The 26,027-nt window shown below is 59.5% G+C and carries 22 protein-coding genes; 11 read left to right on the forward strand and 11 right to left on the reverse strand.

The window, feature by feature from the left end; genetic code table 11:
- The first annotated feature begins 8 nt into the window (after positions 1-8).
- The 3 genes from BBG20_RS13750 to BBG20_RS13760 all read left to right on the forward strand — a co-directional run bounded on the left by BBG20_RS13750 (position 9) and on the right by BBG20_RS13760 (position 6,772).
- Positions 9-2,906: a two-partner secretion domain-containing protein gene (locus BBG20_RS13750; RefSeq protein WP_065904362.1), complete on the forward strand. Its 2,898-nt coding sequence runs from the start codon at positions 9-11 to the stop codon at positions 2,904-2,906.
- The gene (locus BBG20_RS13755; protein WP_065904364.1) at positions 2,903-4,735 is read left to right on the forward strand and encodes a peptide transporter; all 1,833 of its coding nucleotides are present in this window, start codon (positions 2,903-2,905) and stop codon (positions 4,733-4,735) included. Before BBG20_RS13750 ends, BBG20_RS13755 begins: the two co-directional genes overlap by 4 nt.
- A 1,113-nt stretch (positions 4,736-5,848) precedes the next feature.
- Positions 5,849-6,772: a LysR family transcriptional regulator gene (locus BBG20_RS13760; RefSeq protein WP_065904366.1), complete on the forward strand. Its 924-nt coding sequence runs from the start codon at positions 5,849-5,851 to the stop codon at positions 6,770-6,772.
- On the opposite strand, the gene BBG20_RS31805 is transcribed toward BBG20_RS13760, so the two are convergent.
- Positions 6,675-7,379: a TetR/AcrR family transcriptional regulator gene (locus tag BBG20_RS31805; RefSeq protein WP_083221395.1), complete on the reverse strand. Its 705-nt coding sequence runs from the start codon at positions 7,377-7,379 to the stop codon at positions 6,675-6,677. The genes BBG20_RS13760 and BBG20_RS31805 overlap by 98 nt on opposite strands.
- 121 nt (positions 7,380-7,500) lie before the next feature.
- Here BBG20_RS31805 and BBG20_RS13765 point away from each other — a divergent pair, with 121 nt between their 5' ends.
- Both BBG20_RS13765 and BBG20_RS13770 read left to right on the forward strand, forming a co-directional pair.
- On the forward strand, positions 7,501-8,718 hold the full coding sequence (locus BBG20_RS13765) for an MFS transporter (RefSeq protein ID WP_065904368.1): 1,218 nt from the start codon (positions 7,501-7,503) through the stop codon (positions 8,716-8,718).
- Positions 8,719-8,811: 93 nt separating this feature from the next.
- Complete coding sequence (locus BBG20_RS13770) at positions 8,812-9,609, forward strand: DNA/RNA non-specific endonuclease (RefSeq protein WP_065904370.1); 798 nt, start codon at positions 8,812-8,814, stop codon at positions 9,607-9,609.
- Here BBG20_RS13770 and BBG20_RS13775 read toward each other — a convergent pair.
- From BBG20_RS13775 to BBG20_RS13785, 3 genes are read right to left on the reverse strand one after another with little or no spacing between them, the layout of a single operon-like run.
- Positions 9,560-10,828, reverse strand: a complete 1,269-nt coding sequence (locus BBG20_RS13775; RefSeq protein WP_065904372.1) for an MFS transporter — start codon at positions 10,826-10,828, stop codon at positions 9,560-9,562. The genes BBG20_RS13770 and BBG20_RS13775 overlap by 50 nt on opposite strands.
- 4 nt (positions 10,829-10,832) lie before the next feature.
- Positions 10,833-11,399, reverse strand: coding sequence for an isochorismatase family protein (locus BBG20_RS13780; protein ID WP_065904373.1), 567 nt, complete (start codon positions 11,397-11,399; stop codon positions 10,833-10,835).
- Positions 11,400-11,427: 28 nt separating this feature from the next.
- A complete protein-coding gene (locus BBG20_RS13785; protein ID WP_065904374.1) occupies positions 11,428-11,880 on the reverse strand; it encodes a MarR family winged helix-turn-helix transcriptional regulator in 453 nt (150 codons plus the stop codon).
- A gap of 1,218 nt (positions 11,881-13,098) precedes the next feature.
- Between BBG20_RS13785 and BBG20_RS13790 the strand changes: the two genes are divergently transcribed.
- On the forward strand, positions 13,099-14,310 hold the full coding sequence (locus BBG20_RS13790) for a YeeE/YedE family protein (RefSeq protein ID WP_065904375.1): 1,212 nt from the start codon (positions 13,099-13,101) through the stop codon (positions 14,308-14,310).
- A gap of 1 nt (position 14,311) precedes the next feature.
- Here the strand turns inward: BBG20_RS13790 and BBG20_RS13795 are convergent, their stop codons facing one another.
- Together BBG20_RS13795 and BBG20_RS13800 are read right to left on the reverse strand one after the other, a co-directional pair.
- Positions 14,312-14,473 (reverse strand): DUF2986 domain-containing protein, encoded by a 162-nt coding sequence (locus BBG20_RS13795; RefSeq protein WP_065904377.1) that lies wholly within the window; start codon positions 14,471-14,473, stop codon positions 14,312-14,314.
- 278 nt (positions 14,474-14,751) lie between these two features.
- The gene (locus BBG20_RS13800; protein WP_065904378.1) at positions 14,752-15,801 is read right to left on the reverse strand and encodes an alpha/beta hydrolase family protein; all 1,050 of its coding nucleotides are present in this window, start codon (positions 15,799-15,801) and stop codon (positions 14,752-14,754) included.
- Positions 15,802-15,961: 160 nt separating this feature from the next.
- On the opposite strand from BBG20_RS13800, the gene BBG20_RS13805 reads away from it, so the two are divergent.
- The 3 genes from BBG20_RS13805 (at position 15,962) to msrA (ending at position 17,293) form a co-directional block, all read left to right on the forward strand.
- Entirely contained in the window at positions 15,962-16,264 is a 303-nt protein-coding gene (locus BBG20_RS13805) for a DUF7660 family protein (protein ID WP_065904380.1), read from the forward strand.
- On the forward strand, positions 16,257-16,670 hold the full coding sequence (locus BBG20_RS13810; RefSeq protein ID WP_141697283.1) for a hypothetical protein: 414 nt from the start codon (positions 16,257-16,259) through the stop codon (positions 16,668-16,670). The genes BBG20_RS13805 and BBG20_RS13810 overlap by 8 nt, the downstream gene beginning before the upstream one ends.
- A gap of 116 nt (positions 16,671-16,786) precedes the next feature.
- A complete protein-coding gene (msrA, locus tag BBG20_RS13815) occupies positions 16,787-17,293 on the forward strand; it encodes a peptide-methionine (S)-S-oxide reductase MsrA (RefSeq protein WP_065904383.1) in 507 nt (168 codons plus the stop codon).
- A 48-nt stretch (positions 17,294-17,341) separates the two neighbouring features.
- Here msrA and BBG20_RS13820 read toward each other — a convergent pair whose 3' ends face one another.
- Positions 17,342-17,710, reverse strand: a complete 369-nt coding sequence (locus tag BBG20_RS13820; RefSeq protein WP_065904384.1) for a hypothetical protein — start codon at positions 17,708-17,710, stop codon at positions 17,342-17,344.
- 172 nt (positions 17,711-17,882) lie between these two features.
- Positions 17,883-18,383, reverse strand: a complete 501-nt coding sequence (locus BBG20_RS13825) for a septation protein IspZ (protein ID WP_065904385.1) — start codon at positions 18,381-18,383, stop codon at positions 17,883-17,885.
- Between the two features lie 351 nt (positions 18,384-18,734).
- Here BBG20_RS13825 and BBG20_RS13830 point away from each other — a divergent pair, with 351 nt between their 5' ends.
- The gene (locus tag BBG20_RS13830; RefSeq protein WP_065904386.1) at positions 18,735-20,276 is read left to right on the forward strand and encodes an AAA family ATPase; all 1,542 of its coding nucleotides are present in this window, start codon (positions 18,735-18,737) and stop codon (positions 20,274-20,276) included.
- Positions 20,277-20,821: 545 nt separating this feature from the next.
- Positions 20,822-22,648, forward strand: a complete 1,827-nt coding sequence (locus BBG20_RS13835; RefSeq protein WP_083221396.1) for an NACHT domain-containing protein — start codon at positions 20,822-20,824, stop codon at positions 22,646-22,648.
- 718 nt (positions 22,649-23,366) lie between these two features.
- Here the strand turns inward: BBG20_RS13835 and BBG20_RS13845 are convergent.
- The 3 genes from BBG20_RS13845 to BBG20_RS13855 all read right to left on the reverse strand — a co-directional run bounded on the left by BBG20_RS13845 (position 23,367) and on the right by BBG20_RS13855 (position 26,010).
- Positions 23,367-23,699, reverse strand: a complete 333-nt coding sequence (locus BBG20_RS13845) for a DUF6124 family protein (protein WP_065904389.1) — start codon at positions 23,697-23,699, stop codon at positions 23,367-23,369.
- 341 nt (positions 23,700-24,040) lie between these two features.
- On the reverse strand, positions 24,041-24,535 hold the full coding sequence (locus BBG20_RS13850; protein WP_065904390.1) for a hypothetical protein: 495 nt from the start codon (positions 24,533-24,535) through the stop codon (positions 24,041-24,043).
- Between the two features lie 221 nt (positions 24,536-24,756).
- Positions 24,757-26,010 carry a flavin-containing monooxygenase gene (locus BBG20_RS13855; protein WP_065904392.1) on the reverse strand — a complete coding sequence of 418 codons (1,254 nt, stop codon included), beginning with the start codon at positions 26,008-26,010 and terminating at the stop codon, positions 24,757-24,759.
- Between the last annotated feature and the right edge of the window lie 17 nt (positions 26,011-26,027).

Raw genomic sequence — 26,027 nt, forward strand, 5'->3', positions numbered from 1 at the left:
AGCAGGCCATGAGCAAACAACACCGTCACACCGCACTGCCTGTACTCAAGCCCCTGAGTTTTGCCGTGCTCTGCGCCTTGTACGGCCTGGTGCCGATGCCTGCGCTGGCCCTGGACAACAATGCCTTGCCCACCAACGGCCAGGTGGTCGCAGGCAGCGGCACCATCACCAGCAACGGCAATGTCCTCACGGTGAACCAGGGCAGCGACCGCCTGATCGCCACGTGGGACACGTTCAATATCGGCAAGAACGCCCAGGTCAATTTCCTCCAGCCTGGCGCGTCGTCAGTGGCGCTCAATCGGGTGACCGGCAGCGACGGCTCGCAGATCCTCGGCCACCTGAATGCCAACGGCCAGGTGTTCTTGATCAACCCCCAGGGCGTGCTGTTTGGCGCCGGCTCCATGGTGGATGTCGGTGGGCTGGTCGCCAGTTCGCTGAATATTTCCAACAGCGATTTCATGGCCGGCAAGCAGGTGTTTGCCGGCCAGGGCGGCGGTGCAGTGGTCAACCAGGGCACTATCCGCGCGCGGGACGGCGGCAGCGTGGCGCTGCTCGGCAGCCAGGTGCGCAACGAAGGCACGGTGGTTGCGCGGCTGGGCTCGGTGGTGCTCGGCGGCGGTGAAAAAATCACCCTGGATTTCACCGGCGACGGCTTGATCAATGTCGAGGTCAACGACCCGGCCATCGGCGCCAGCGTGATCAATCGCGGGCTGCTCAGCGCCAACGGCGGTGCGGTGACCATGACCGCCCGCGACTCCCAGGCCATGCTCAGCAATGTGGTGAACAACCAGGGCGTGATCGAGGCGCGCAGCCTGCAACAGCGCAACGGCAGGATCATCCTCGATGGCGGCGACAGTGGCGTGGTGGTCAACGGCGGCGTGCTCGATGTCTCGGGCAAGCAGCTGGGTGCGCGCGGCGGCAACGTGACCATGACCGGGCAGTATGTCGGCCTGTTCGACAGCGGCCGCATCGATGCCGACGGCGACCTCGGCGGCGGCACGGTGTTGATGGGCGGCGATTACCAGGGCAGCGGCAACCTGCACCAGGCCGACAGCACCTTCATGGGCAGTGACGCGCGCATCAGTGCGAATGCCTTGAGCAGCGGCGACGGTGGCAAAGTCATCTTGTGGTCCAAGGACAACACTCAATTTTACGGCGACATCAGCGTGCGCGGCGCCGGCCGCCAGGGCCGTGGCGGGCTGGTGGAAACCTCCGGGCACGCGCTGGACATCGCCGGCATCGTCGACCTGAGTGCGGTGTCGGGGCAGGGCGGTACGTGGCTGATCGACCCGTTCAACATCAACATCACCAGCGGCGCCAGCAGCGGCACGTCGACCAGCTCTCCGTTCACGCCGAATGCCGGCGCCAGTTCCAACCTGAGTTCGGCGACGCTCAATGCGTCGTTGTCCGAGGGTGCGAATATCCTGGTGACCACCTCATCGGGCGCCGGCACCTCGGGGGACATCAACGTGCTGTCCAACGTCAAGGGCGTGGGCAACGCGACGCTGACCCTGCAGGCCCACCGCAATATCGTGATGACCAACACCAGCATCAGCAATGGCACCGGCAAGACCCTGAATGTGTCGCTGGTGTCCAACTTCAACAACAGCGGCAACGGCTCGGTGGCCCTGAGCAACGCGAGCATCAGCACCAACGGCGGCAACCTCACCATCAGTGGGGCGGTCGACCCGGCGACGTCCTGGGCCAGCACCAACGTCAGCAATGGCGTGGGTATTTCCTTGACCAACGGTACGCGCATCAGCACCAGCGGCGGCGACATCACTTTGCGCGGCGCCACCTCGTCGAGCCTGGCCGCAGGCTCCACGGCGACCGCGATCAATATCAGCCGCAGCACCCTGGATGCGGGTGGCGGCAATATCAGTATCACCGCCGTGCAGGCCAGCACCACCGGCACTGGCGATGCCTTCGTGCTCACTGGCGGCAGCACACTCCAGACCTCGGGTGTCGGCAATATCAACATCGACAGCAGCAACCTCGGCAGCGGCAATGGCACGCGCATCTTCAGCACCAGCAACACCATCGCCACCACCGGCAGCGGCAACCTCACCTTGCGCGGCAGCGCCGTATCGGGCAGCGGCGTGCTGGTGTGCTCGACGGCGACAACGTCGACGCAAACCCTGAGCGTCGGCAGCGGCACCTTGACGGTGCAGGGCGCGGCGGATTCGGGCCGAGGTGTGTTCCTCGCGGCTTCGACCACCGGCGTAGTGACGCTGAACGCGGGCGCGGGCGGCGATATCTTCATCGAGGGCCGCAGTGCCGGTGACTCCGGCACGGTGGTCAACTCCACCGGCACCGGCTCGGTGATCAACCTGACCACCCAGGACGGCGACCTGACCTTGAGCGGCACCTCGGGACCGGCCTCCAGCGCACCGGGCCTGAGCATTCGCAGCGGCGCCTCGGGTGCGGGCAATGGGGTCAATGTGCTTTCCAGCAGCGGCGATATTCGCCTGCAAGGCACCGCACAAGGGGCGGGGCCGGGGCTGTCGTTCAACGCCACCAACGCGCGCGGCTTCAACAACGTGATGACCGGCGGCAGTGGCAACCTTACCGTCACCGCGCGCAGTGCCAGTGGCGCCGCCTTGAGCTTCGACAACGGCACCAACACCCTGCAAGTGGTGGACGGCACCCTGCGCCTGGACCTCGATACGCCGTCAGGCAACTACCTCAACCAAGGCAACGGCACCGCGTCGATCACCGCCACCGGCAACGGCGCGGTGCTGATCAGTCGCGGCGGCTTGATCCACAACAACCTGCTGGAGACCCGTACCGAACCGACGCGCCAATACCACCAGAGCCAGATGGTCGGCGGCACCTGGAGCCAGCCGCTCACCGCTCGCAGCCGGGACGCCGATGAGGTGCAGATCGACGTGGAGCGACCGCTATGACCGAGCCGCTGTTCTCCCTGGAGGGCTTCGAATACCTGTGCTACACCCGCGACCATGAAGGCGGCGCGCGTGAACTGGTGCGTTTGCTGCAACTGATCGACCGCAACTACGGCAAATTCTCCGAGCAGTTTTCCCTCAGTGTGTCGCCGGCAATCAGTCCTGGCGAGCTGGAAAGTCACGTGCTGACGCGCATTACCTGCGCGATCACCGCACTGTTTTCCGACCCCGGATTCAGCCTCAGCCCGGGGGGCTTTGGGCAGTTGATCAACCTGCAACGCTGGCTGTCCTCGCTGTTTGCCGCGAGTGCCTTTATCAATGCGGATCACATCCTGCGCGCGCTGAACCTGCTGGGGCCCGACGATGGTGACTACCGCCTGGCCGAGCAGGACCTGGTGAAGTTCTGCCTGTTGTATTCGCCGGAATCCCAGTTGCCGCTGGACGTGGACCTGCTGTGGGCGCAGAACCCGACGCTGGCGGCGGCGCTGTGCATGGCGCTGCTGTCGCCGCGCTTTCTCGGCACCCCGGCCGCGCACTCCAAGCGCGAGGCCTTGCTGGCCTGGCTGCCGGGGCGCCTGGAGCAACTGGACAGCCTGGACACGCTGCCGCTCAACGTACTGCACGACGTGTACATGCACTGCAGCTACGCCGACTTGCCCGAGCGCCATCGCATCAAGGCCTCGATCAATACGCTGATCGAACGCAAGCTCGCCAGCGTGGGCATCACTAGCGTGCCCCCGGCTGCCGCGCCGGTGCGTGACAAACCGCTGATGCTGGTGCTGCTCGAATGGTTCTCCGGCGGGCATTCGATCTACCGCACGCATTCGCTGACGTTGCAGGCAGCGCGGCGGGATTTCCACGTGGTGGCGCTGGGGTATGCGGCGAACGTGGATGAACTCGGACGGGCAGTGTTCGATGAGTTTATCGAGCTGTCGGAGCCGGATGACCTGTTTGCCTGCCTGCGGCAGATCTCGGCCATCGCCCGTGCACGCCGGCCCGAGGTGTTCTACATGCCCAGTGTCGGCATGTTCCAGATCACCCTGTTCGCCAGCAACCTGCGCTTCGCGCCGCTGCAGGTGGCTGCCCTCGGGCACCCGGCGACCACGGCGTCGCGGCATATCGACCTGATCAGCGTCGAAGCGGATTTTGTCGGCGACCCCACGTGCTTTACCGAACGCCTGCTGCAACTGCCGGCGAACGGGCAGCCGTATCGGCCCTCGGCGATCCCGGTGCAGTTGCCACGGCTGGCGCGCGAGGACGCGCCGTGGGTCAACGTCGCCATCGCCGCCACCACCATGAAACTCAACCCGACCTTCCTGCGCGCGTGCGAGGCGATTGCCGTGCGCACGTTGCACACCTGCGGCAAGCGCGTGCGTTTTCACTTTCTGGTGGGGCAGGCGCAAGGGCTGCTGTTCCCGCAACTGGTGCGGCTGATCGAGCGGTATGTCGGCGATGCCACGGTGTACCCGCATCAGCCCTATGCCGATTACATGGCCACGTTGAACCGCTGCGACCTGTTCCTCAGCCCGTTTCCGTTCGGTAACACCAACGGCATCATCGACGCGCTGACCGTCGGCCTGCCGGGCGTCTGCAAGACCGGTCCGCAAGTGTTCGAGCATATCGACGAAGGGCTGTTTCGCCGAGTCGGCCTGGCGCCGTGGTGCATTGCACAGACCCATGAAGAGTACATAGCGGCCGCTGTGCGACTGGCAGGCGACTTCGCCGAGCGCAGCGCGCAGTATCGGCACCTGGACACCAGCGCGCCGCTGGAGATTCTGTTCAAGGGCGAGCCTCATGCGTTGAGTGAGGCGTTGTTGGCAGAACTGGGCTGAATCGCGGTATGAGGCCGAGCCTATTGTGGCAAGCGGGCTTTTTTGTGGTGAGCGGGCTTGCCCCGCGTTGGGGGGCGAAGCCCCCCTAAAACCTGAGTACCGGATCTACCTGAACAACCGCAGCGGTCTTATTGGGGCTGCTGCGCAGCCCAACGCGGGGCAAGCCCGCTCACCACAAAAACAGGCCTGCTCACTCGTGGGTCTGCTCACCACAACAATTGCTGCTGCCATAAACAAGCACGCAGGCCGTGGGAGATTTTGTTCGAGGGCGAGCCTCATGGGTTGAGTGAGGCGCTGTTGGCAGAGCTGGGCTGAATCGCGGTATGAGGCCGAGCTTATTGTGATGAGCACACTTCCTTTGTGGTGAGCGGGCTTGCCCCGCGTTGGGGGGCGAAGCCCCCCTAAAACCTGAGTACCGGATCTACCTGAAAGACCGCAGCGGTCTTATTGGGGCTGCTGCGCAGCCCAACGCGGGGCAAGCCCGCTCACCACAAAAACAGGCCTGCTCACCACAAAAAACAGGTCTGCTCACCACAAAAAAGCAAACCTGCTCACCACAAAAACAGGCCTGTTCACCACAAAAAAAGACCTGCTCACTCGTGGGACTGCTCACCACAACCATTGCTGCTGCCATAAACAAGCACACAGGCCGTGGGAGATTTTGTTCGAGGGCGAGCCTCGGGGGTGAGTGAGGCGTTGTTGGTAGGGCTGGGCTGAATCGCGGTACGAGGCCGAGCCTATTGTGATGAGCACACTTCCTTTTGTGGTGAGCGGGCTTGCCCCGCGTTGGGGGGCGAAGCCCCCCTAAAACCTGAGTACCGGATCTACCTGAAAGACCGCAGCGGTCTTATTAGGGCCGCTGCGCAGCCAGCCGAACAGCCATCCATGGTGCTCGGCGTAGAGCGCATGGACCGCCTGTTTCAAGGGACGGTTGCTGGCCGACATGGAAAGATACGTGCGCGGTTAAGAATTGTTCGCAAAATTAGCGGTGTGCCATCAGCGAAAGCAAGCGTGGCCGGTGCCGAACGCTGTATTTATCCTGGCACTGCTGATAAACAGGGCGTGTCATCCATCAAACCGCTACTCGCTGCCGTTGAGTCAGAAGCCTCCCTCATGAAGCGTCATTTCGAAGATTTGCAGCTGGGCAGTATCGAGCTGTTTTGCCTGGCAGCCGAAGCCAGCAGTTTCACCGCCGCCGCGCAGGTCGCCGGCGTCACCCCGGCTGCTGTGAGCCGCAGCGTCTCGCGCCTGGAAGAACGCCTGGGCTCGCGGCTGTTTGTGCGCACCACCCGCAGCATTCGCCTGACGGACAGCGGCCGAACGTTCTTCGAACAATGCCGCCAAGCCCTGACCCAACTGGTGGAAGCCCAACAGGAAGTGATGGGCGCGCAGTCCGTGCCTTCCGGCCTGCTGCGCATCAGCATTCCGACCACCTACGGCCATCATCGCCTGCTGCCGCTGCTGCCGAAGTTTCGCGCGCTGTACCCGCAGGTCACGGTGGATATCCACATCAGCAACCGCAATATCGACTTCGTCGCCGAGGGCTATGACCTGGCCGTGCGCGTACGCGCGCAACCCGATTCGTCGTTGATCGCACGCCTGCTGGAAGATGCCGAACTGGTGGTGGTGGCCGCGCCGTCCTACCTGCAACGCGCCGGTACCCCACAGACGCTGGAAGATTTGCCTACCCACGAATGCATCCAGTACGAACTGCCGAGCAATGGGCGCCGCATCCCGTGGTTGTTCCAGGTGGACGGCAAGGCGCACGAGTTCGCGGGGGAGGCGGGGTACAGCTGTTCCGACGATGTCCTCGGCGGCGTGACCCTGGCCAAGCATGGTGCGGGGTTGTTCCAGACCTACAAGTTCATCGTCGAGCAGGAATTGGCGGACGGCAGCCTGGTGCAAGTGCTGCAGGCGTATGGCGGCCGTTCGCGACCGTTTACCCTGCTGTATCCCCATGGTCGCTATGTGCCGCACCGGGTGCGCGCGTTTGTGGATTTTCTGATGCAGCACCGGGATGAAAGGGCGGCGCGATAGAGGCGGCGACATCCCAGCCCAGCATGAGCTGGCTGATCGCCGCGTCGAGGGTCGCATGGGGCACGTTGTCCCGGGCCAAGATCGACACCCCCTGCAGAAAACTGTCAAACACGCTCGCCATTACCGCCGGCTGAGTGTGCTGCGGCAACTGGCCGAGCCGCATCGCCCGCTCCACACACGCGACGATCCCCGCCCGCGTGCGCAGCCGTGACTGGGTCAACGCATTAGCCACGCGTGCATTCTCCGGGCTCGGCGCGCTCATCACGCCCAACGCGACCATGCAGCCCTTGGGGTGCCCGTCTTCACACTGCATGCGCACCGACTGGCGCAGCGCGCTTTCCACCGCCTTGCGCGGCAACAGGGTTTCGTCCCACAGGCATTCGGTGACCTGGGCGTAGGTCGCCAGGTAGCGCTGCACGCACTCATCGAACAATGCTTCCTTGGAGCCAAACGCCGCATAGAAACTCGGCGCGGAGATACCACCACCCAAGCCCGCCTTGAGCTGGGCCAAAGACGTGGCGTCGTAGCCGTGCTGCCAGAACAGGTGCAAGGCCTGTTCCACAGCCTGTTCACGGTCGAAAGTGCGGGGGCGGCCCATTTGTGCCATGTCGGGTCTCCGGTGGGGAATGAGATAAATACTAGTCGATACATAAGTCGTTGACAACGCGCAGCGACTGCCCGCAACATTTATATCGATCAGTATCTAAGTCTTGCCCAAGGAGTATCCCGTGACGCCCTCACTGACCCTATCGGCCTCGTCCGAACGTTTGCCCATCGGCGCCTTGCTCGCGCTGGCCATGACCGGCTTCATCTGCATCGTCACCGAAACCCTGCCTGCCGGACTGTTGCCGCTGATCAGCGAAGGCCTGGCGATTTCGCCGTCGATGGCCGGGCAAATGGTCACCGCCTACGCGCTGGGCTCGGTGCTGGCGGTGATCCCCATGACCATCGCCACCCGTGGCTGGCGCCGGCGCAATGTGTTGCTGCTGACCATCGTCGGCTTCCTGCTGTTCAACTCCATCACCGCGTGGTCGTCGCACTATGGCGTGACGCTGGTGGCGCGCTTCTTCGCCGGTGTCGCAGCGGGGCTGGCCTGGAGCCTGCTGGCCGGTTACGCCCGGCGCATGGTCGCGCCGCACCAACAAGGCAAGGCACTCGCACTGGCGATGGTCGGCACGCCGATTGCGCTGTCGCTGGGTGTGCCGCTGGGCACCTGGCTCGGCGGCCTGGTGGGCTGGCGCACCACGTTCGGCCTGATGTCCGGCGTGAGCCTGGTGCTGATTGCCTGGGTGCTGGTGAAAGTCCCGGACTTCGCGCCCCAGCCCGCGCATCAACGCGTGTCGCTGGGCAAGGTGCTGACCACGCCGGGCGTGCGGCCGGTGCTGGCGGTGGTGATCAGTTGGATGCTCGCTCACAACATCCTCTACACCTACATCGCCCCGTTCGTGGCGCCGGCCGGCCTGGCCGAGCGCGTGGACCTGGTGTTGCTGGTGTTCGGCATCGCCGCGTTGGCCGGCATCTGGATCACCGCCCGGCTGGTCGAGCCGCTGTTGCGCAACACGGTGCTGGCGAGCCTGCTGATGTTTGCGGGCGTGAGCGTGGTGTTCGGCCTGCTGGGCAATCTGCCGTCGGTGATCTACCTCGGCGTGGCAGTCTGGGGCCTGAGCTTCGGCGGCGCCGCGACCTTGCTGCAGACCGCCCTGGCCGATGCGGCGGGAGATGGCGCGGATGTGGCGCTGTCACTCAACGTGGTGGCCTGGAACAGCGCGATTGCCGGCAGCGGCGTGGTCGGGGGTGTGTTGCTGGAGAGCTGGGGCGTGGCGGCGTTTCCGTGGGCGATGCTGGGGTTGATCGGGGTGGCGCTGGTGCTGACTTGGGCGGCCCGTGCCCATTCCTTCAAACCGGGGGCGCGGGGAGCGGGTAAACCTGCGGCGGTCGGGCACTAATTTGACTTTAGCTAGTCCATAATCCTCGAAATATCATCCACTTGGCTCCGCGCGCCGGAGCCTGCCGCTTTATTCCCTTTCGAAGATTTACCCATGCACCTACGCAATATTGCAGTCGGACTGTCTGCCCTGTTTTTGTTCTCCACCACCGTTGATGCCCGCACCCCCGCAAACCCCTACACGCCTTCGGAACAACACGCCTCGTTTGATGGTTGCGCAGAACTTTTCCCGGCGAAAAATCCGATCAACACGGCGACTGTCCCGGCGGCGATGAAACCGCTGGCGCTGTGTTCGGACACCTTTGCGGTGCTGTACTCGCAAACCAGCAAGACCCCGCTGGTGGTGGTCGAGCGCCTCAACGCCGCGCAATTGCAGGAGGCCAAGGGCGAGGAACGCACTAACCAGTTCTACCCCGATCCGCGTATTCCCAAAGGTGGCCGTGCGGAGTTGAGCGACTACCGCAGCCAGCACCCGGCCGTCGACCGTGGCCACCAGGCGCCGGCCGCCGACGCGCCGAACGCGCATGCCATGGCGCAATCCTTCGCGCTGTCGAACATGGTCCCGCAGGACCCGACCAACAACCGCAAGATCTGGAGCAAGGTCGAAGCCGACGTGCGCAAATTCGCCAAGCGCGCCGGCGGCGATGTGTATGTGTTCACCGGTCCACTGTTTGACCCAGGCTACGGCACCATCGGCGACAACCGGGTGTGGGTGCCGACGCGCCTGTTCAAGCTGGTGTATGACGCTTCCAGCCAGCGTGCCTGGGCCTACGTACTGCCCAACACCGAAACCCGCATCCAGAAGCCGATGGACTACGACACGTTCGTGAAGAGCACCGGGCTCAAGTTGTTGGGGAATCTCCCGGTGTCGGGCTCGGTGGGGCGGACGTAATCGAGGCAGGCCGATCCAGCTGGCGCTTGATCGTGTAGACCGCCACCCCCACCGCCAGGATGCCTGACACCGCGCCGACCACCAGCGCCCAGCGCGGCCCCAGGTGGTCGGCGACCCAGCCGACAATGGGCGCGCCGATGGGCGTGCCGCCCAGGGCCACGCCGACGCGCAGGGCGATCACGCGGCCGCGCATCGCCGGTTCGGTGGTGAGTTGCATCAGGCTGTTGGTGGTGTTGCTGAAGGTCATCGCGCCGACGCCGATGATCACCAGCGCGACCGCGAATAACCAGTAGTTCGGCGCCAGGGCCGCCAGGGTGCAGCCCACGCCGAAGATCGCGGCGCCATTGAGCAGGGACTTGAACTGCGGCCGTTCGCGACCGGCGGCCAGCAGTGCGCCGGCGATGGTGCCGATGGCCAGGGTCGAGGTCAGCAGGCCGTAGCCGCGTGCATCGGTATGAAACGCGGTCACGGCCATGGTCGAGATGAAAATCGGGAAGTTCATGCCGAAGGTGCCGATCAGAAACAGCATCAGCAGGATCGCCTTCAAGTCCGGCCGCGCCCACACATAGCGCAGGCCTTCGGTGAGGCTGCCTTTGGTGCGCAAGGCTCGCACCTTGGCGTGCTGCCCCGACACCCGCAGGAAGAACAGCGAGGCCAGCACCGCAAAAAAACTGCTGCCATTGAGCAGGAACGCCCAGCCGGTGCCCACCGATGCGATGGTCAGGCCGGCCACCGCCGGGCCGATCATGCGTGCCATATTGAACGAGGTGGAATTGAGCGCGATGGCGTTGGACAAGTCCTTCTCGCCCACCAGCTCCGCGACGAAAATCTGCCGCACGGGCGCGTCGAACGCCGAGGCGCAGCCGGATAGGAACGCAAACACGTACACGTGCCACAGCTCGACAAACCCGGTGATGGTGAACATCCCCAGCGTCAGTGCCAGCAGGCCCATCACCGCCTGGGTGACGATCAGCAGCTTGCGCTGGTCGTAGTGGTCGGCGGCAAACCCGGTCCATGGCAGCAACAACAATTGCGGCCCGAATTGCAGCGACATGACGATGCCGACAGCGGCGGCGTTGTGCGGGGTGAGCTGGGTGAGCACCAGCCAGTCCTGGGCGGTGCGCTGCATCCAGGTGCCGATGTTGGAGACCAGCGCACCGGCGGCCCAGATGCGGTAGTTGGGGCTGCGCAGGGAGCGGAAGGTGCCGAGGAAACTCATGGCGTTATTCGTTCCCCCGCGTGTCGAGCAGATCAATGATGGCCTGCGTGGTGCCCGACTCGCCCAGGCGCGGGAACACGTGCTGGAGGCTGTAGGCGTGGGCCTCGGGGTTGGCATCGGTCATTGCATCGATGGCGAGCGTCACGTTGAAACCCAACTCATAGGCCTGGCGCGCGGTGGCTTCGACCCCGGTGCCGGTGGCCACGCCGGTGACCACCACCTGCGTGACGCCGAGGGCCTTGAGCCGGGCCTCGAGGTCAGTGTTGGCGAACGCGCCCCAGCTGCGTTTGGTCACTCGCAGGTCAGTGGGTTGTGGGTTGAGTTCGGGGATCAGCTCGGCCCAGTCGGGCGCCAAGGCTTCGCTGCGCCGTGGTCGCTCGGTGCGTCCCGGCGCAAAGCCTGTGACGTTGACCAGTACCACCGGCAAATCGCGCGCGCGGAAGGCATCGAGCAGTGTGCGCGAGCGCTGCACCACCTCGCCGATCGGGTGCATGAAGGGATAGCCGATGATGCCGTGTTGCAGGTCCACGATGATCAGTGCGGTTGTTGCATCCAGCGAGGTGACAGCCATGCTATTTCCTCAAGCGGGTAGGGGAGAGTCAAAAGTCGGCGAGGCGCTCCAGCAGTTTCACCGCGGCGGCGAGTTCGTCTTGTTCCTGGGGCGACAGTTGTTCCTGCAGCGCGCGCAGCAGCCAATCGTCTTTGGCCGCGCGGTTTTCGCTCAGGTGCTTGCGAAAGCTCGGCGTGAGACTGATCAGCGTCTGCCGGCCGTCGCTTGGGTCCTGCTTGCCGCTCACGGCCTGCATCACTTCCAGCCCGGCCACGGTGATGCGCATCGACTGCGGCTTGACGCTTTCGGCGCGGGCGAGGGCAGAAACAGTGCTCGGGCCATCGCGATCCAGGCGCAGCAGCACGGACTTTTGCGCGGTGGTGAAATCATCCGGATGGGTTTGCTCGCGCAGGCGGCGGATCAGCTTGCCCAGGGAGATACGCAGCTCGGCGGCCAGGGTGGCGGCGGAATGCGATGAGGGGGTGGAGGGTGGTTTAGTCATGCTGAAACCGTAGCATGGGTACAGGAAAACTGTACAGTTTAGCTGTATTAAATTTTTTTCATGTGGGGTGGGGGAGGGCGAGCAGTTTCTCTGTGGGGACTGGATTTGTTCTGGCGCGCAAGCTTCCTGTGGTGAGCGGGCTTGCCCCGCGTTGGGCTGCGTAGCGGCCCCAAAGCCATCCCCTGAGTCGTAACTGACACACCGCATTCTGCTGGATTGGGGCTGCTGCGCAGCCCAACGCGGGGCAAGCCCGCTCACCACAAGGGATGATCGTTCGTCACAAAAAAGTCGGCTGGGGACGGGAAGTCGGGCAGGCACGATACGGCCACCTTGATAATCCAACGCGTTCCGTGTGTACGCCTGGAGCGTGGGCCAGTAGCAGTGCCTTTGTGACGAATGGATTCGTTCTGGCGAGCAAGCTTCCTGTGGTGAGCGGGCTTGCCCCGCGTTGGGCTGCGTAGCGGCCCCAAAGCCATTCCCTGAGTAGTTCCTGACACACCGCATTCTGCTGGATTGGGGCTGCTGCGCAGCCCAACGCGGGGCGAGCCCGCTCACCACAAGGGATGATCGTTCGCCACAAAAAGTCGGCTGGGGAATGGAAGTCGGGCAGGCACAGCACGGACACCTTGATAATCCAATGTGTCCCGTGCGTGGGCCTGCTAAATTTTTTTGTGGGGCGTGGACCGGGTAGCAGTGTCTTTGTGGCGAATGGATTCGTTGTGGCGAGCAAGCTTCCTGTGGTGAGCGGGCTTGCCCCGCGTTGGGCTGCGTAGCGTCCCCAAAGCCATTCCCTGAGTAGTTCCTGACACACCGCATTCTGCTGGATTGGGGCTGCTGCGCAACCCAACGCGGGTGCAAGCCCGCTCACCACAAAGGATGACCGCTTGCCACAGAAGGTCGGCTGGGGACTCTTGGTTCCAGGGCATGATCAGTTACCTCCTGATCATGCGTATTAGCCTGTAAACCATGTCCCCGGTTAGAAATGTAAACGATGTCCCCGGTTTGTACCGGGGCAAGCCCGCTCGCCACAAAGGATGATCACTCACCACAAGGGATGACCACTCACCACAAAAGATGATCACTCACCACAACAAGCCCGCTCACCACAGAAGACGATCGCTCCTCACAAAAAAGTCTGTCAGGCACAACGCGCCCCCCGCGTGCCCTGGGTTTATACTCGTCCCCCTCGCATTCAACCCCTTCACACCGAGATACCCCATGAGCAGTTCTCTCCCTCTCGCCCCCGCGCGCACGCCTGTTGCGCCGTTGGTGGCTTTTATCATCCTGGTGCTTGGCGCCCTGTTCCTGCAAAACAGCGTGGGCTCGCGCCAGGTGTTGTTGCTGGTGGTCGGCGCGGCGCTGGGCCTGACCCTCTACCACGCCGCCTTTGGTTTCACCTCGGCCTGGCGGGTGTTCATCAATGATCGGCGCGGCGCCGGCCTGCGTGCGCAAATGGTGATGCTTGCGGTGGCGGTGCTGCTGTTCTTCCCGGCGCTGGGGGCGGGCACGTTGTTCGGGCAGCCGGTGGCCGGGCTGGTAGCACCGGCGGGCGTTTCCGTGGTGTTCGGTGCGTTTATTTTCGGCATCGGCATGCAGTTGGGCGGCGGGTGTGCGTCCGGCACGCTGTTGACCGTGGGCGGCGGGAATGCGCGCATGCTGGTGACGCTGTTCTTCTTTATTTGTGGCTCGTTGATCGCCACGCACCATGTCGACTGGTGGTTTGCACTGCCGGCGTTCCCGGCCGTGTCCATCGTCAAGAGCTTCGGCGTGGTGCCGGCCTTGATCCTCAGCCTGGCCGTGTTCGGCCTGATTGCAGCTGTCACCGTGCGCTTGGAAAAACGCCGTCATGGCCAACTCGAAGCCGGCGTGACCAGCGAGCACCAGGGCCTGCGCCGCTTCCTGCGCGGGCCGTGGCCATTGGTGTGGGGCGCGATTGGCCTGGCGCTGCTCAACTACGCGACCCTGGCACTGGCCGGGCGGCCGTGGGGGATTACCTCGGCGTTCGCACTGTGGGGCGCCAAGGTGGCAAGCGGATTGGGCGTGGATGTGGCCAGCTGGGCGTTCTGGCAGATGCCGGGCAACGCCAAGGCGCTGGCCGCGCCGGTGTGGGAAGACATCACCAGCGTCATGGACATCGGCATCGTCCTCGGTGCGCTGCTGGCTGCCGGCCTGGCCGGGCGTTTTGCCCCCAGCCTGAAAATCCCGGCGCGCTCGCTGGTCGCGGCAGTGATCGGCGGCCTGCTGCTCGGCTACGGTTCGCGCCTGGCCTACGGCTGCAACATCGGCGCGTACTTCAGCGGCATCGCCTCGGGCAGTCTGCATGGCTGGGTGTGGCTTGTAGCGGCGTTTATCGGCAATAGCGTGGGCGTGCGCCTGCGGCCGTTTTTCTTTGCCGGCGAGCGGCCGCAGGTGGCGTTGAGCGGTTGCTGAGTCACGCCTCGGGGGAAAGGCTGGGCTCCTGGGCCGCTTCGGCCGCCAGCTTTTCCCGATCCGCCTTGCTGATATAGCGGTCCTTGCTTTTCGGCGCCAATTTGGCGCTGGCCTTCTTGGCCTTGGCCTTGAACAGCTGCTGGAGTTTTTTCTGGCGATTCATCGGTTTTTACCTGGTGGATACAGGCCGCGATGATACCAGTTTAAAAATCGCCAGCCGCTGCCTGGGTCGCTTTTTAGCGCCGATCCGTGCATTGAATCACCGTGTCTTTCGCCAGTAATCGGGCCCTGAATCACCGACTATTGAACGCCACAGGGAAGACACGATAAGCCTCCACACCCGCACCAAACGCTTGGCCTGCCTCATCGCCGACCTACCATTTGGCAGCTATCAGCAAAGGCTCGGATCAAGCATGCAGCGCATTTGATGCAATTATTTTTTCAGAGGCTTTTTTGCGGCGCTGTACGTCCCAAAAACTCACTGATCAACGCCACCACCTGCTGCTGAATCTGCGCCCGAGGCCGTGCGCCCTCGCCGTCGCGGCAGATCATGCCATCCCCCGGGGAATCCTCTTCAATCAACGCCATGCCGCCCGGCTTGCAGATCGTCATGAAGCTGAAGTGCGTGGCGTCGCCGATTTCCACGTACTGCGTCGATGCTTTTGGCAGGCGCTTGACCATGGCGGCGGACTCCAGGTTGGGGTCCATATCCTCTGACGGCACGCCCCCCGCGATCACCAGCGCCGGCACCGGCAGCGCGGCCAGGCTGGCGTCGGTCAAGCCGCGTGACAGGCCCAGGTCCAAGGACACAATGGCGCTGACGCGAGTGTCGCTCAAGTCCGCCGCCAGTTGGGCTTTGCCGGCAGGCGTACCGGCGGGGTTCATCTGCTGGTAGCCAATGCAGCCGCCGAGCTTGGGGTGTGCGCTGCAGTCGCGGCTGAACAGGTCGGGGTCGAAGCGTGCGCCGGCGATTTCCAGCACGGTCCAGCCGCCGAGGGAATGGCCCACTGCGGCAATCCGCGTCTTTGCCACCGCGCCAAACTGCGTCGGTTGAGCCAGCACCGCATCGATAGCACGGCTCAGGTCGGCCGGGCGTTGCCACAACTGCGCGGCGGCCTGCGGGCTGCGGTCCTTGCTGGTGGTGCCAGGGTGGTTGACCGCCGCCACGATGAAGCCCCGATGCGCCAACGCACTCGCCAGCCATACCTGATTGAGCCAGTTGCCACCGTACCCGTGGGACAGCACCACCAGCGGATGCTCACCGGCAGCGGGCGGCGCGTCGGGGACGGCGAGCGCGCCGACGAACACCGCGTTGTCGGCGATCAGCTCAGGTGTGGCCGAGGTGCTGGCGGGGTACCAGACGACCAGCTCGAGTGGGCGAGTGTTTTTCGCATCCGCGAGGGTGGCAGTCCGCAAGCCCACAGGGCTTTCGGCGGCCACGGCGGGAGTGGCCAGGCACAGCAGGAACAGGGCGCGCAGGGCAGTTTTCATTGTTGTTATCGTCCTTGATTCGGGTGGCGCATCATTACCTGAAACCAGCCGCAATGCATCCCCAGCTGGCCACAAAAAAGCGGCCAACACCGCCGAAGTTGACCATTGACGATACCGTGCGGCAGCATGCGTCGACTCGTTACACCTAGCCTGGAACCCTATGCCTAGCCCTGTGGACCTTCATGAGTTGTTGACGCACGTCAGCGATGAACCGTCGTTCATCCGTTTTATCGAGGCGCTCGGTACCGATTTCGCCCATGAACGCGAGATCGAAAAGACCTCGCCTTCATCGCCCTATGGGCCCGGTGCGCTAGGTTGGGAAAACCGCTCTGTCGATGCGTTTTTCGAGGCGGCAACCGCGTGGGCAGAGGCCAGCGCCGGGCTTGCCCAAACGCAAGCAACGGCACCCAACGTGTGGCAACGCTGCGCGGCGATTTTATTCGCCGGCAAATTTTATGAGTGAGCCCCGTACACCCCCTCGCCGCCGCGGTGTATTACCGGAGACCGAACTCAACAGGCTCTTGGCACAAGCCGAAGCCAGCGGCTTGACCCTGGATGACCTGGCCGACCCATGCGAGAAATTCGGCGTGACACCGCAAGCGCTGCTGAACGCCCTGTCCATCAGCCTTGCCGAGTGCTATCTCCAGGGCACTTTGACCTATGCGTTCTGCGACGGCGTGCTCAACGGGCTCATCGACGCCATCGTTGACGTGGGCATGTCCCGTGACCTGCCGCAGCCGGCGTTTTCGCTGTATCAGGCGTTCGATCAGGGCGAGTGGCGGCGCAGCGACGACCCGCCCGAAACGGACCCCGGTGAGAAATATGTGAAACCGTTGGTCTTGCAGATAATGCGCAAGCTTCGGGATTAGTGGTTGTCTGTCAGTGCCAGGCGCGCGGGCTGATTCGGGCAATCCACCGTTCAACTTGCTATTGGCCAACCCAGCCCCATAACTATCCCTGTATCCATTGAGCGGAAGGACAGACCATGACCAACCCAACCGAAACCGCCATCCTTGCCGGCGGCTGCTTCTGGGGCATGCAAGACCTGTTGCGACGCTACCCCGGCGTGCTGCAGACACGCGTCGGCTACACCGGCGGCGACGTGCCGAACGCCACCTACCGCAACCACGGTAACCATGCCGAAGCGATTGAAATCGTGTTTGACCCGGCGGTGATCAGTTACCGGCAGATCCTGGAATTCTTTTTCCAGATCCACGACCCGAGCACGCCTAACCGGCAGGGCAATGACCTCGGCCCGAGCTATCGGTCGGCGATTTATTACCTGAGCGAGCAGCAGCGCGATATTGCGGAAGATACGGCGGCGGATGTAGACGCGTCGAAGCTGTGGCCGGGAAGGGTGGTGACAGAGATCGAGCCAGCAGGCCCGTTTTGGGAGGCGGAGCCCGAGCATCAGGATTACCTGGAGCGGATTCCCAATGGCTATACCTGCCATTTCATTCGACCGAATTGGAAGCTGCCGAAGCGGGGCTGAGAGGGCGTCGCGGCAGAGAAGCCCGAGCGGAGCCTGATTCAGGGTCCGCTAGGTGGCTTCTTTCTGGACCGCGAACACCCAGCGCCCCAGTGGCCGAAAATACACCCAATCAAAAACATCAAAGAATACCCAACTGCGGGTCTTTACCGAAAAAGCCTGAACCTGTGGGCTCGGGGAAATACTGATGCCCTGACTGACGGAGAAAACGCCCTCAGGAACATCCCCACTGCGAGACGGTTTCCTGTCGTCAAGGAGACCGACTTGCAACGTGCCGACCACATCCGCCAGTGTCAGCGCTAAGACTTCACCGGTTGCAACACGGCCGACAACCGCGCCGTTAAAGAGCACCAGCAGGGGGACGCGTCGTCCATGGGCGCTATCAAAAAAACCACGCTTGCGACAAATCGTAATGTCCATAGGCCGTTCTCGATTGAGTCATCACATCAAGTTTCTTTCGTTGCCACTGCCAACTATCCCGCTCACCGGGGAAGTGAATGTGGAAAAGCGTAGCCGAGAACGGGCCAGGCGCAGGTATGAAAAATCGGCGAAGGGATTCGGGGTCAGGCCCTGAAGCTCAGAGCCCCTCAGCTTATGGCCACTTAGGTGCAGCACTTGTTGCTGATGACTCTTCTGTGTGTGCCGCGATCGTTTCAGCGGTGGACGGCGTTTGGGCCCAACCCAGCACAAAGATGCCAACGGCAAACAGCAACGGAGCGCCATAGACTTTGTAGTAGACCCAAACCTCAAACGGAGCGAAGAGGGCAAACAAGGCATTCAAGAGTGCCAGGGCAATCAGTAGCAATGACAACTGAAGCACATAGGTCCGCCAGTGAGCCTGTGTACGCTTCAACCGCGCACCGAACACGGCCTGCAGCACATTGACGCGACCTCCGAGTTCCAGGACGGCGATCAACAGCGCAAACAAACCGAGCGTGAACGGCGGCCCGAACCGCAGAAAATCCCGGCTGGCAAGCAATCCAGCACCGATCGTGAACCCCAGCGCCATGCTGAATAGTACGGAGTAGATGAAATACGCCAGGTAGGTGCGCCATAGGAGGCTGAGGGCTAGGGAGAAGCGTTGTTTTATCATGCTGCCTACGTCCTTGTGGTTGGGGAGGGCCGCATTCTAATGTTTTGGGTGTCTGTTTGGTGTAGTCGATTGGGTTTAGGCTTAGATGAATCGTGCTTTACGGGCTTTCCGCTACCAGGGCGGCTAGGGGCGGTGTTGCTTGCTTGTGACTGGCTGCTTTCGGCCAATAGCCGACGCTCATCTGAGACTACTGCTGCTCAATAGCGGGCATTCGATATGTCTACCTTTGCCACCCCATATACGTCATAGAAAATTTTCGTCGCTGGCTCGATAGTCTCCACAATTTGTGCTAGGAATAGCAAATGGCCACGTAGCACTTAAGCCGTTGTGAATTAATTATGGGGAGAGTCAATGAAGTACAGGGAAAGTAATTTAGATAAGAAGTTACGAAATTGGTTTTGCAAGGATAACACCAAAGCCTTACTTCGGAGCATCCAAATCTCAACGGGCGGCATTCGTGGGCTAACGTCATTCAAGGTGAATCTCAACTATCCGATAACTGCGTTTGCTGGAGTTAATGGGTCCGGAAAGTCAACTATGCTAGCGCTCGCCGCTTGTGCCTATCATAACAAATTGAATGGATTCAAACTTCCAAAGCGTACTCGGAGTTATTACACCTTTTCTGATTTTTTTGTGCAGCACTCGGAGGAAATCGCTCCTCCAGGAGTAGAGATTTGGTATAGTTTTTCTCACAATAATTGGAAAAGTGCACCTGAAGGAATCGCGTCGCAAGTAAGGAAAAAAAAGGCAGGTGGGAAGTGGAATGACTATGACACCAGAATAAAGCGGACGGTGGTTTTTTTGGGGATTGAGCGTATTGTCCCTCACGCTGAACGCAGTCAATCAAGATCTTATTCACGAGCCTTCAAAGATTTGAGAGTTCACGGCTGGGAGCAGAAGGTTAAAGACGCTGTTGGTTATGTCCTTGGTAAACGTTACGATGATTATCGGCAACTGGAATACAGAAAGTACGGTCTTCCGATTGTTAAAGTTGGTGATGTAATTTACTCTGGTTTCAATATGGGGGCAGGTGAAAACGCGCTATTTGATATTTTCTCTACCATATATGCTTCTGGCGAGGGAGCTTTGTTGGTTCTCGATGAAATTGAGCTTGGTCTGCATGCAAGAGCTCAAAGGTTATTTATGGAGCGCCTTAAAGAAGTATGTATGAGTACGGGGACTCAGGTTGTATGCACGACACACTCAAAACAAATATTTCAATGTTTGCCTGACGATGCAAGGTTTTTTATCGAGAGAACCGGATCTAAGACAAAAATAACTCCAGGTGTGTCAGCAGAGTTTGCGTTCTCAAAAATGGGAGCTGTTGGCGAGAAGGAACTTGAGATATTCGTTGAGGATCCAGTCGCAAAAGTTATTATTGAAACTGTTCTAAATGGAAGTGTGCGCAGTCGGATAAATATCACTCGAATAGGCTCCGCCGCCGCAGTAGCTCGCCAGTTAGCAGCAAATTTTTTGAGAGATGAGCACGCGAATATATTAGCTGTGTACGATGCTGATCAGAGAAAACTGCAGGCGAAGAATATAGAGCACGCCAAAAACATGGCAGAGAGGAAAGATGTTGAAATTAATAATTGGTTACTTGCACGCTCAAGTTATCTTCCAGGCGACACATGGCCCGAAGCCTGGCTTTTACAAAAGTGCAGCGAAATTCCGCACGAACTAGGAGTTGAGCTGGGCGTTGAGCCTCAGCGCGCTACCGAAATCGTCGAATACGCATTACAGGCAGGCAAACATGAAGAGTTTGTCGAAGTGGGTGAGCAAGTAAACCTGGATCCTGAACGGTGTTTAATACTTGTGTGTAGTATCGTTTATAAAAACTTCCCTGAAGAATTCGACGACTTAAAAAATACGATATCAAGCATGTTGCCTTAACTTCGCGGAGCTCAAAAAAGTCGATTGGCAATACGTCCGCTTTTGGCCGATTGCTGCCCCTCGCGAAGGGCTGCAATCGGTCTAAATCGGCCCTGGTTCTTCCCTAGTCTAGAACGGAACACGTTGTTGATGAACGCAAAAATAGCGAAACCGATGATGGACTGGATTGCCTAACCCAGCAGCCCTTGCTTAATGGGCTATAACATACACATTCCGCACCGCTCGTACCACTTGATACCAACACATTTGTAGCTTTGGTATCCTATTCGAAAGCTGTGATATAAATGCTATCCTTCGACACTAGAATCGTCGGGTTCATCCAAAAAATGTTCTCGAACTGAGTGAAAAATTGCGTAGCTCTTTTCGCATTTACTGATGAAGCAGCTTACAACACGCTAGATTTTGCAAATTAAGAAATCGACCATAACTAAGTTTGGCGCCCTTTAAGAATTTTCAGGAAAACAGCTTTACCGCTTAAAAATTCTCTGGCTCCTCTCCATCGGGCCTCATTGCTACCGTTACGATTAGAAAATAGGGATATTAAAATGACTGGTACCTCGATAACCGTTGTCGCACTTTCTAGAGCGCTAACACCTTTAATTTCCGATATATATAAAGGTGCAAGAGATCAAGTTCGGAGTGCTCTTTCAAAATGGAAAACAGACTCAGGTATTAAAGGTATAGCTTCAACGCTAAATAGAATAGATAAAGTGAAAACAATTTGGTCTGCAGAAAAGGAAATTTCTTTAAGCAAGTTTTATTATCCGTCAAAAGTATGGCGTGATGGAGTAACGATTCATGTCGATAACATCGATTCGCTTCCGGGAGGCAATGTTGTAATTGAGGGTATTGTTGGGCAGGGTAAGTCTATCTTCATGAGATATCTTGCGGCTTCTATGATCTCCGCTCTATCCCCTACGACCATCCCTATCTTCATTGAACTACGGACTATTACAGATAAGCGGAGCCTGTCAGATGCAATATCAATGTTTCTACTATCAATCGGAATAAAGGATGATGGAGAAATATTCGATTACTTGGCACATTCCAAAAAAATCGTATTGCTCCTAGATGGTTTTGACGAAGTGCCTAGCGGATGCGTCAAGGAAACCATACTACAGCTAGACTACCTGCAAACAAAACATCCAAGCTTAAGAATAATAGTTTCTAGCCGTCCGCGCAGTCACATCCAAAATGCACCAGGCTTTGAAGTAATTAAACTTGAGCCTTTAAAGACGGCTGATTACGACTTGTTTGTATCAAGGTTGATAGCTTCTAAAACCAAGCGGGCAGATGTGATTTCTGCTTTGAACGACTGCGAGGAAAATATTAAGGGGGTAATTCACACGCCGTTAATGCTCACGCTTGTTGTAATGATCTACCAAACAGAAAAAGAAATCCCAACAACACTCGCGGATTTTTTCGATAAATTATTCGGCACTGTTTTTAGTAAGCATGACAAACTCAAGGCAGGTTTTAATCGACAGCATCACACCGAACTATCGGAAAGCAGTCTCAAAGAGCTATTTGAGACATTTTGCTTTATGACGATTCAGCAGGGCGTTGGTCGTTCTATGTCAAGTGCAAAATTCGACAAAATATTTAGGGAGGCTATAAGCTATGCTAGTGATCTAAAATGTAGGAATGAGGACTTCCGTGAAGACATTATAAAGGTAGCTTGCTTAATGCTGGAGGAGGGTCTTGATATGATTACCTTCTTACACAAAAGCATCCTTGATTATCATGCAGCTGCCTTCGTGCGTGATCTATCTGATGAGCAAATCATCGATTTCTATCTGGTTTCTTTCGAAAATTACGGCCAGTGGGAACACGTCTTACAATTTTTAAAAACAATAGACCCTGTGCGCTATGCTCGGGAGTACACATTGAAGAATCTTCCCGTTGCACTTGAAGAGCTCAATGCGATAATTAATAAGAAGAATACTAACGACTTAATTACTTACCTCGAAAAACTACTTCCTAATGCAGTTATCACTGTTAGTTCAGGAGGGAAGAAGGAGTTTTCTAGGACCACTATATCTTCATGTGAACTGCATTTGGAAATAATCAACTCCTTTTCCACTGCGATCTTCAAAATTCTAAATCGCTCATCAAAAGATGAATTAATTAGGGCTGCTACTCTCAGCAGGTCAGAGCCTCCTAGACGAGGCTACCCTTATGAGCTCTCATTAAGAAGCGTTGTAACTGAACTCGGCGATGATGAAATATGGGAGCTTTTAAATATCGCTGCTTTTTCATCCCAGCTGTTACTTGACTCAGCTAAAGAAAGTGTTGAAAAAGAGAACCAAAAGAGTAGGACTCTTAAAGGGATGTTACTTAAGAAGCCTCAAGTAAGACTGTCGGGTGCATGACGCTGGGGAATTATTAGGTGGAATATGCGCTGTCGCACAAAGGAGCTTAGGTATCGACGCACTCCACTTCTAAACCTATCATCAGGCGTACTGTAGTTTTCCATCGGGTTAAGTCTCTGGGCCCATAGCTCGCGGCAGCATGACTGAATCGCTTCTGAGTTCCTAAGCGCCTTAGACCGACTCCTTTTGGCCGATTGCTGCCTGTCGTGTAGAGCAGCAATCGGCCGAGCCCCGACCTCAACGAGGCTAAAATCGGTGCCCCCTTTAGCCTCAGGCCCGCAGCACTCAATGAGCAGACTCCCAACACTACTCACGCAAGCCCGATCAGCCCTTTCCATCCAACAGCAAATCCCACATGAAAAATGGGCAGCGATCGCGTCGCAATGCGGGCCGGCGGAAATTGCGGAGATCGAGAGGCACATCGGATCCCTCAGGGCCGAGTTGGAAACGGTCGAGGCGTGGGATGGTGATACGAGGGATGACATCCACCTCGCGATCTACCAGTTCTCTCAGTTACTGAGAATGGCGGGTGTTGCGCCCTGATCATTCACGGGCCGGGGGAGGGATCGGAAGCCATCGGGCATGACTGACTGCTCGGCCAATACAGACCTTGTCTGTTCATGCCTTCCACAAAGCCGCTCAGTCGCACAATCGCCGATTCGTCATGTAGAAATCACGACGACTCGGCGATTTTTTTTGGGGTAATAAAGCTGAACGCTTACCCGCCTGCTACAGCCGACTCCCGCTCCATCAGCCTGTCCATCAACAGCACCCCCAACTCACTCAGCTGGTGAATCGCCAGGACCACATCCCGCTGTTTGCCGGTCAAGTCCTCTGACAGGTCGAGCAGCAATGCGGTTACCGAGGAGAAGGTTTCGTAGCTGTTGGTGATCAGGGTTTCGTTGCTGGCGTTGGCGGCGACGGTGAATAGGCTGAGGGGCGCCACAGGTGGGGCAGTTTTTGGATTGAGGTAGTGATCGATTGCACGATGCGCAGCCTGGTTAAATTTCAGGTCCGGCTCGTTCGGAGGGTTGGGCGTGACTTTGAACATGTGTGTTGTACCTGATTAGGGCCAACACCTTTTCGCTACTAAACGAGAGGGTTGCGGCTGTACGCAGGTTAGTAGACCGGGGAAACACACAAAGCCGGCGCGCCCGAGGGCGCCCTGCGTACAGCCACCATCAAGCACAGACAAGAACATCTGATTGATGAGGCTCATGCACTTTATGTTGTCACGCGGGCTACTAAACCCGATCACTGAGTAAACCCGATCACTGAGTTTTCAGCGACCGAACTACCTTAGAGACGCCCACTCAAGCGCACAAGCCGGCGGATTCTGACGTAACTGTAGGCAATGGGGCAAGCTGCTGAAGCTTGCTGTAGGACATGTCCTCACTGCGTGTCGGGTGTATCAGTGAGGGGCATCGCCGACAGTGCTTTGAGTTTGTTGGCGGGGCCGGTGAAGTGCGTTTTACCGTTCAGGGTCGTCACTGTGATTCTTTCCGAATCGCAGCGATGCAACAGCGTGAACATGGGCTTTTTGGGGCCGTACACACCTGGCTGTCGCTCGGAATACTTCAAGCTGAGCATGGCGTTTTGCAGCGCGATGGGGCTGACGGGGGCGGCGAAGGTCCACTCCGACAGGGCGGCTTCGCGGTACATATTGAACGCCATGCCGATGGATGCGCCGAAGGTGCCGCTGTAGAGGAGGGCGCTCTTGAAGGTGTCGGTAATACCGACACGGTGTGCGACGAACAGCACCAGGGCCATCACGGCAAAAAACAGCAGGAGTGTTTCCAGCAGTGCCAAGGCCTTGTAGGGGTCAACCGTCAGTTGGTCTTTGAGCGTGAGTCGGGTGATGGGTGTGTCGGTGTTGAGCAGTTTCAAGCGTTACCCCTCCTGGGTGGTGTTGTCCTGATCGAGTAGGGGGCGCAGTTTACGCAAAGTGGGGGGCTGGAAGCGTGAGATTTTTATTGTCGGTGCGGGCCTCTTCGCAGCCTCGCTGGGGCTCGGCAGCTCCTACAGGGGGAGCGGCGGTGGTTGTGGGCGGTGTGGTTTTTCGGCGCGTCCCAGGGGCGCGCCGAGGTGTGTGAAAGTAGTCGGCCGCCTCACTCGGGTTTCTTGTAGGACTTGTAGTCGTTTTGCAGCACGATGTGGTCGGCGACGTATTTCGCGTCGTGCCACACGCCGTAGATGAACGATGACGCACGGTTGACCAGGTTGGGCAGGCCCAGGAAGTAGATGCCGCTTTCCGCCGAGATCCCACGTTTGTGGAAGGGCTCGCCTTTTTCGTCGAACGCATCGACCTTCAGCCAGCTGAAATCAAACCTGAAACCGGTGGCCCAGAGGATGGTGGTGATGCCGGCCTTCGCCAGATCCAGGCTGAGGATGGGGTTCACCAAGCACTCAGGGTCGGGCAGCAGTTCCCAGGCTTCAGGCTCCATGGGGAACGGCAACCCGTTCGCCTCGATGTAGGCATCCGCGTCGCGCAGTACATCGAAGTAGGCGCGGTCGCCTTCGGCGACGTTTTCGGCGAGCCCAGGTTGAAAGGTCATGACGCCGTCCTGCCAATCCTGGGTGACGCCGACCAACCGGATGCCTTGGTGCGCGAGGCGGCGGAAGTCGACGGTCTTGCCGCCTTCATAGCCACTGACGGCAAAGGCCACGTGCTTTTTCTTCGGCTGGATTTTGACTTCGTCCCACAAGCCCAACGCACCCAGCCACCAGCAATAGTCGCGGCTGCGGTAGGCGCGCGGCGGGCGGTAATGTTCGCCGACCGAGAGGTATACGGTTTTGCCGGCCTTTTGCAGTTCTTCGGCGATTTGCGAACCGGAGGCGCCAGCGCCGACCACCAGGACGCCACCTTCGGGCAGTTGGCCGGGGTTCTTGTAGGTGGAGGAGTGCAGTTGGTGAACCGGTGCGCTGGCAGGCACGATGTTGGGGATAGAGGGGCGCTGGAACGGGCCGGTGGCGGCGACCACGTTGGCGGCTTCAAACACGCCGGCCGAGGTGGTGACTTTGAAGCCGGGGCGGCCGATGTGGCGTTCCACTTGCTGGACTTCTACACCGGTGCGCACGGGGGCCTGCAGCTTATCCACGTAGGCTTCGAAGTAGTCGGCCATGCGCTCTTTGGGCGGGAAGGCTTCAGGGGAGAGGCCTTCGAAGGTGAGGCCAGGAAACCGGTCGTGCCAGGCGGGGCCGTTGGCGACGAGAGAATCCCAGCGCTCGGAGCGCCAGCGTTCGGCGACGCGGTGGCGTTCGAGGACAATGTGGGGGACGCCCATGAGGGACAGGTGTTCGCTCATGGCGACGCCGGCCTGGCCTGCGCCGACGACCAGGGTGTTGATGGTTTCTACTGACATGGTCGGTTCCTGGGAGG

This window comes from Pseudomonas aylmerensis, from assembly GCF_001702265.1.
GTDB lineage: Bacteria > Pseudomonadota > Gammaproteobacteria > Pseudomonadales > Pseudomonadaceae > Aquipseudomonas > Aquipseudomonas aylmerensis.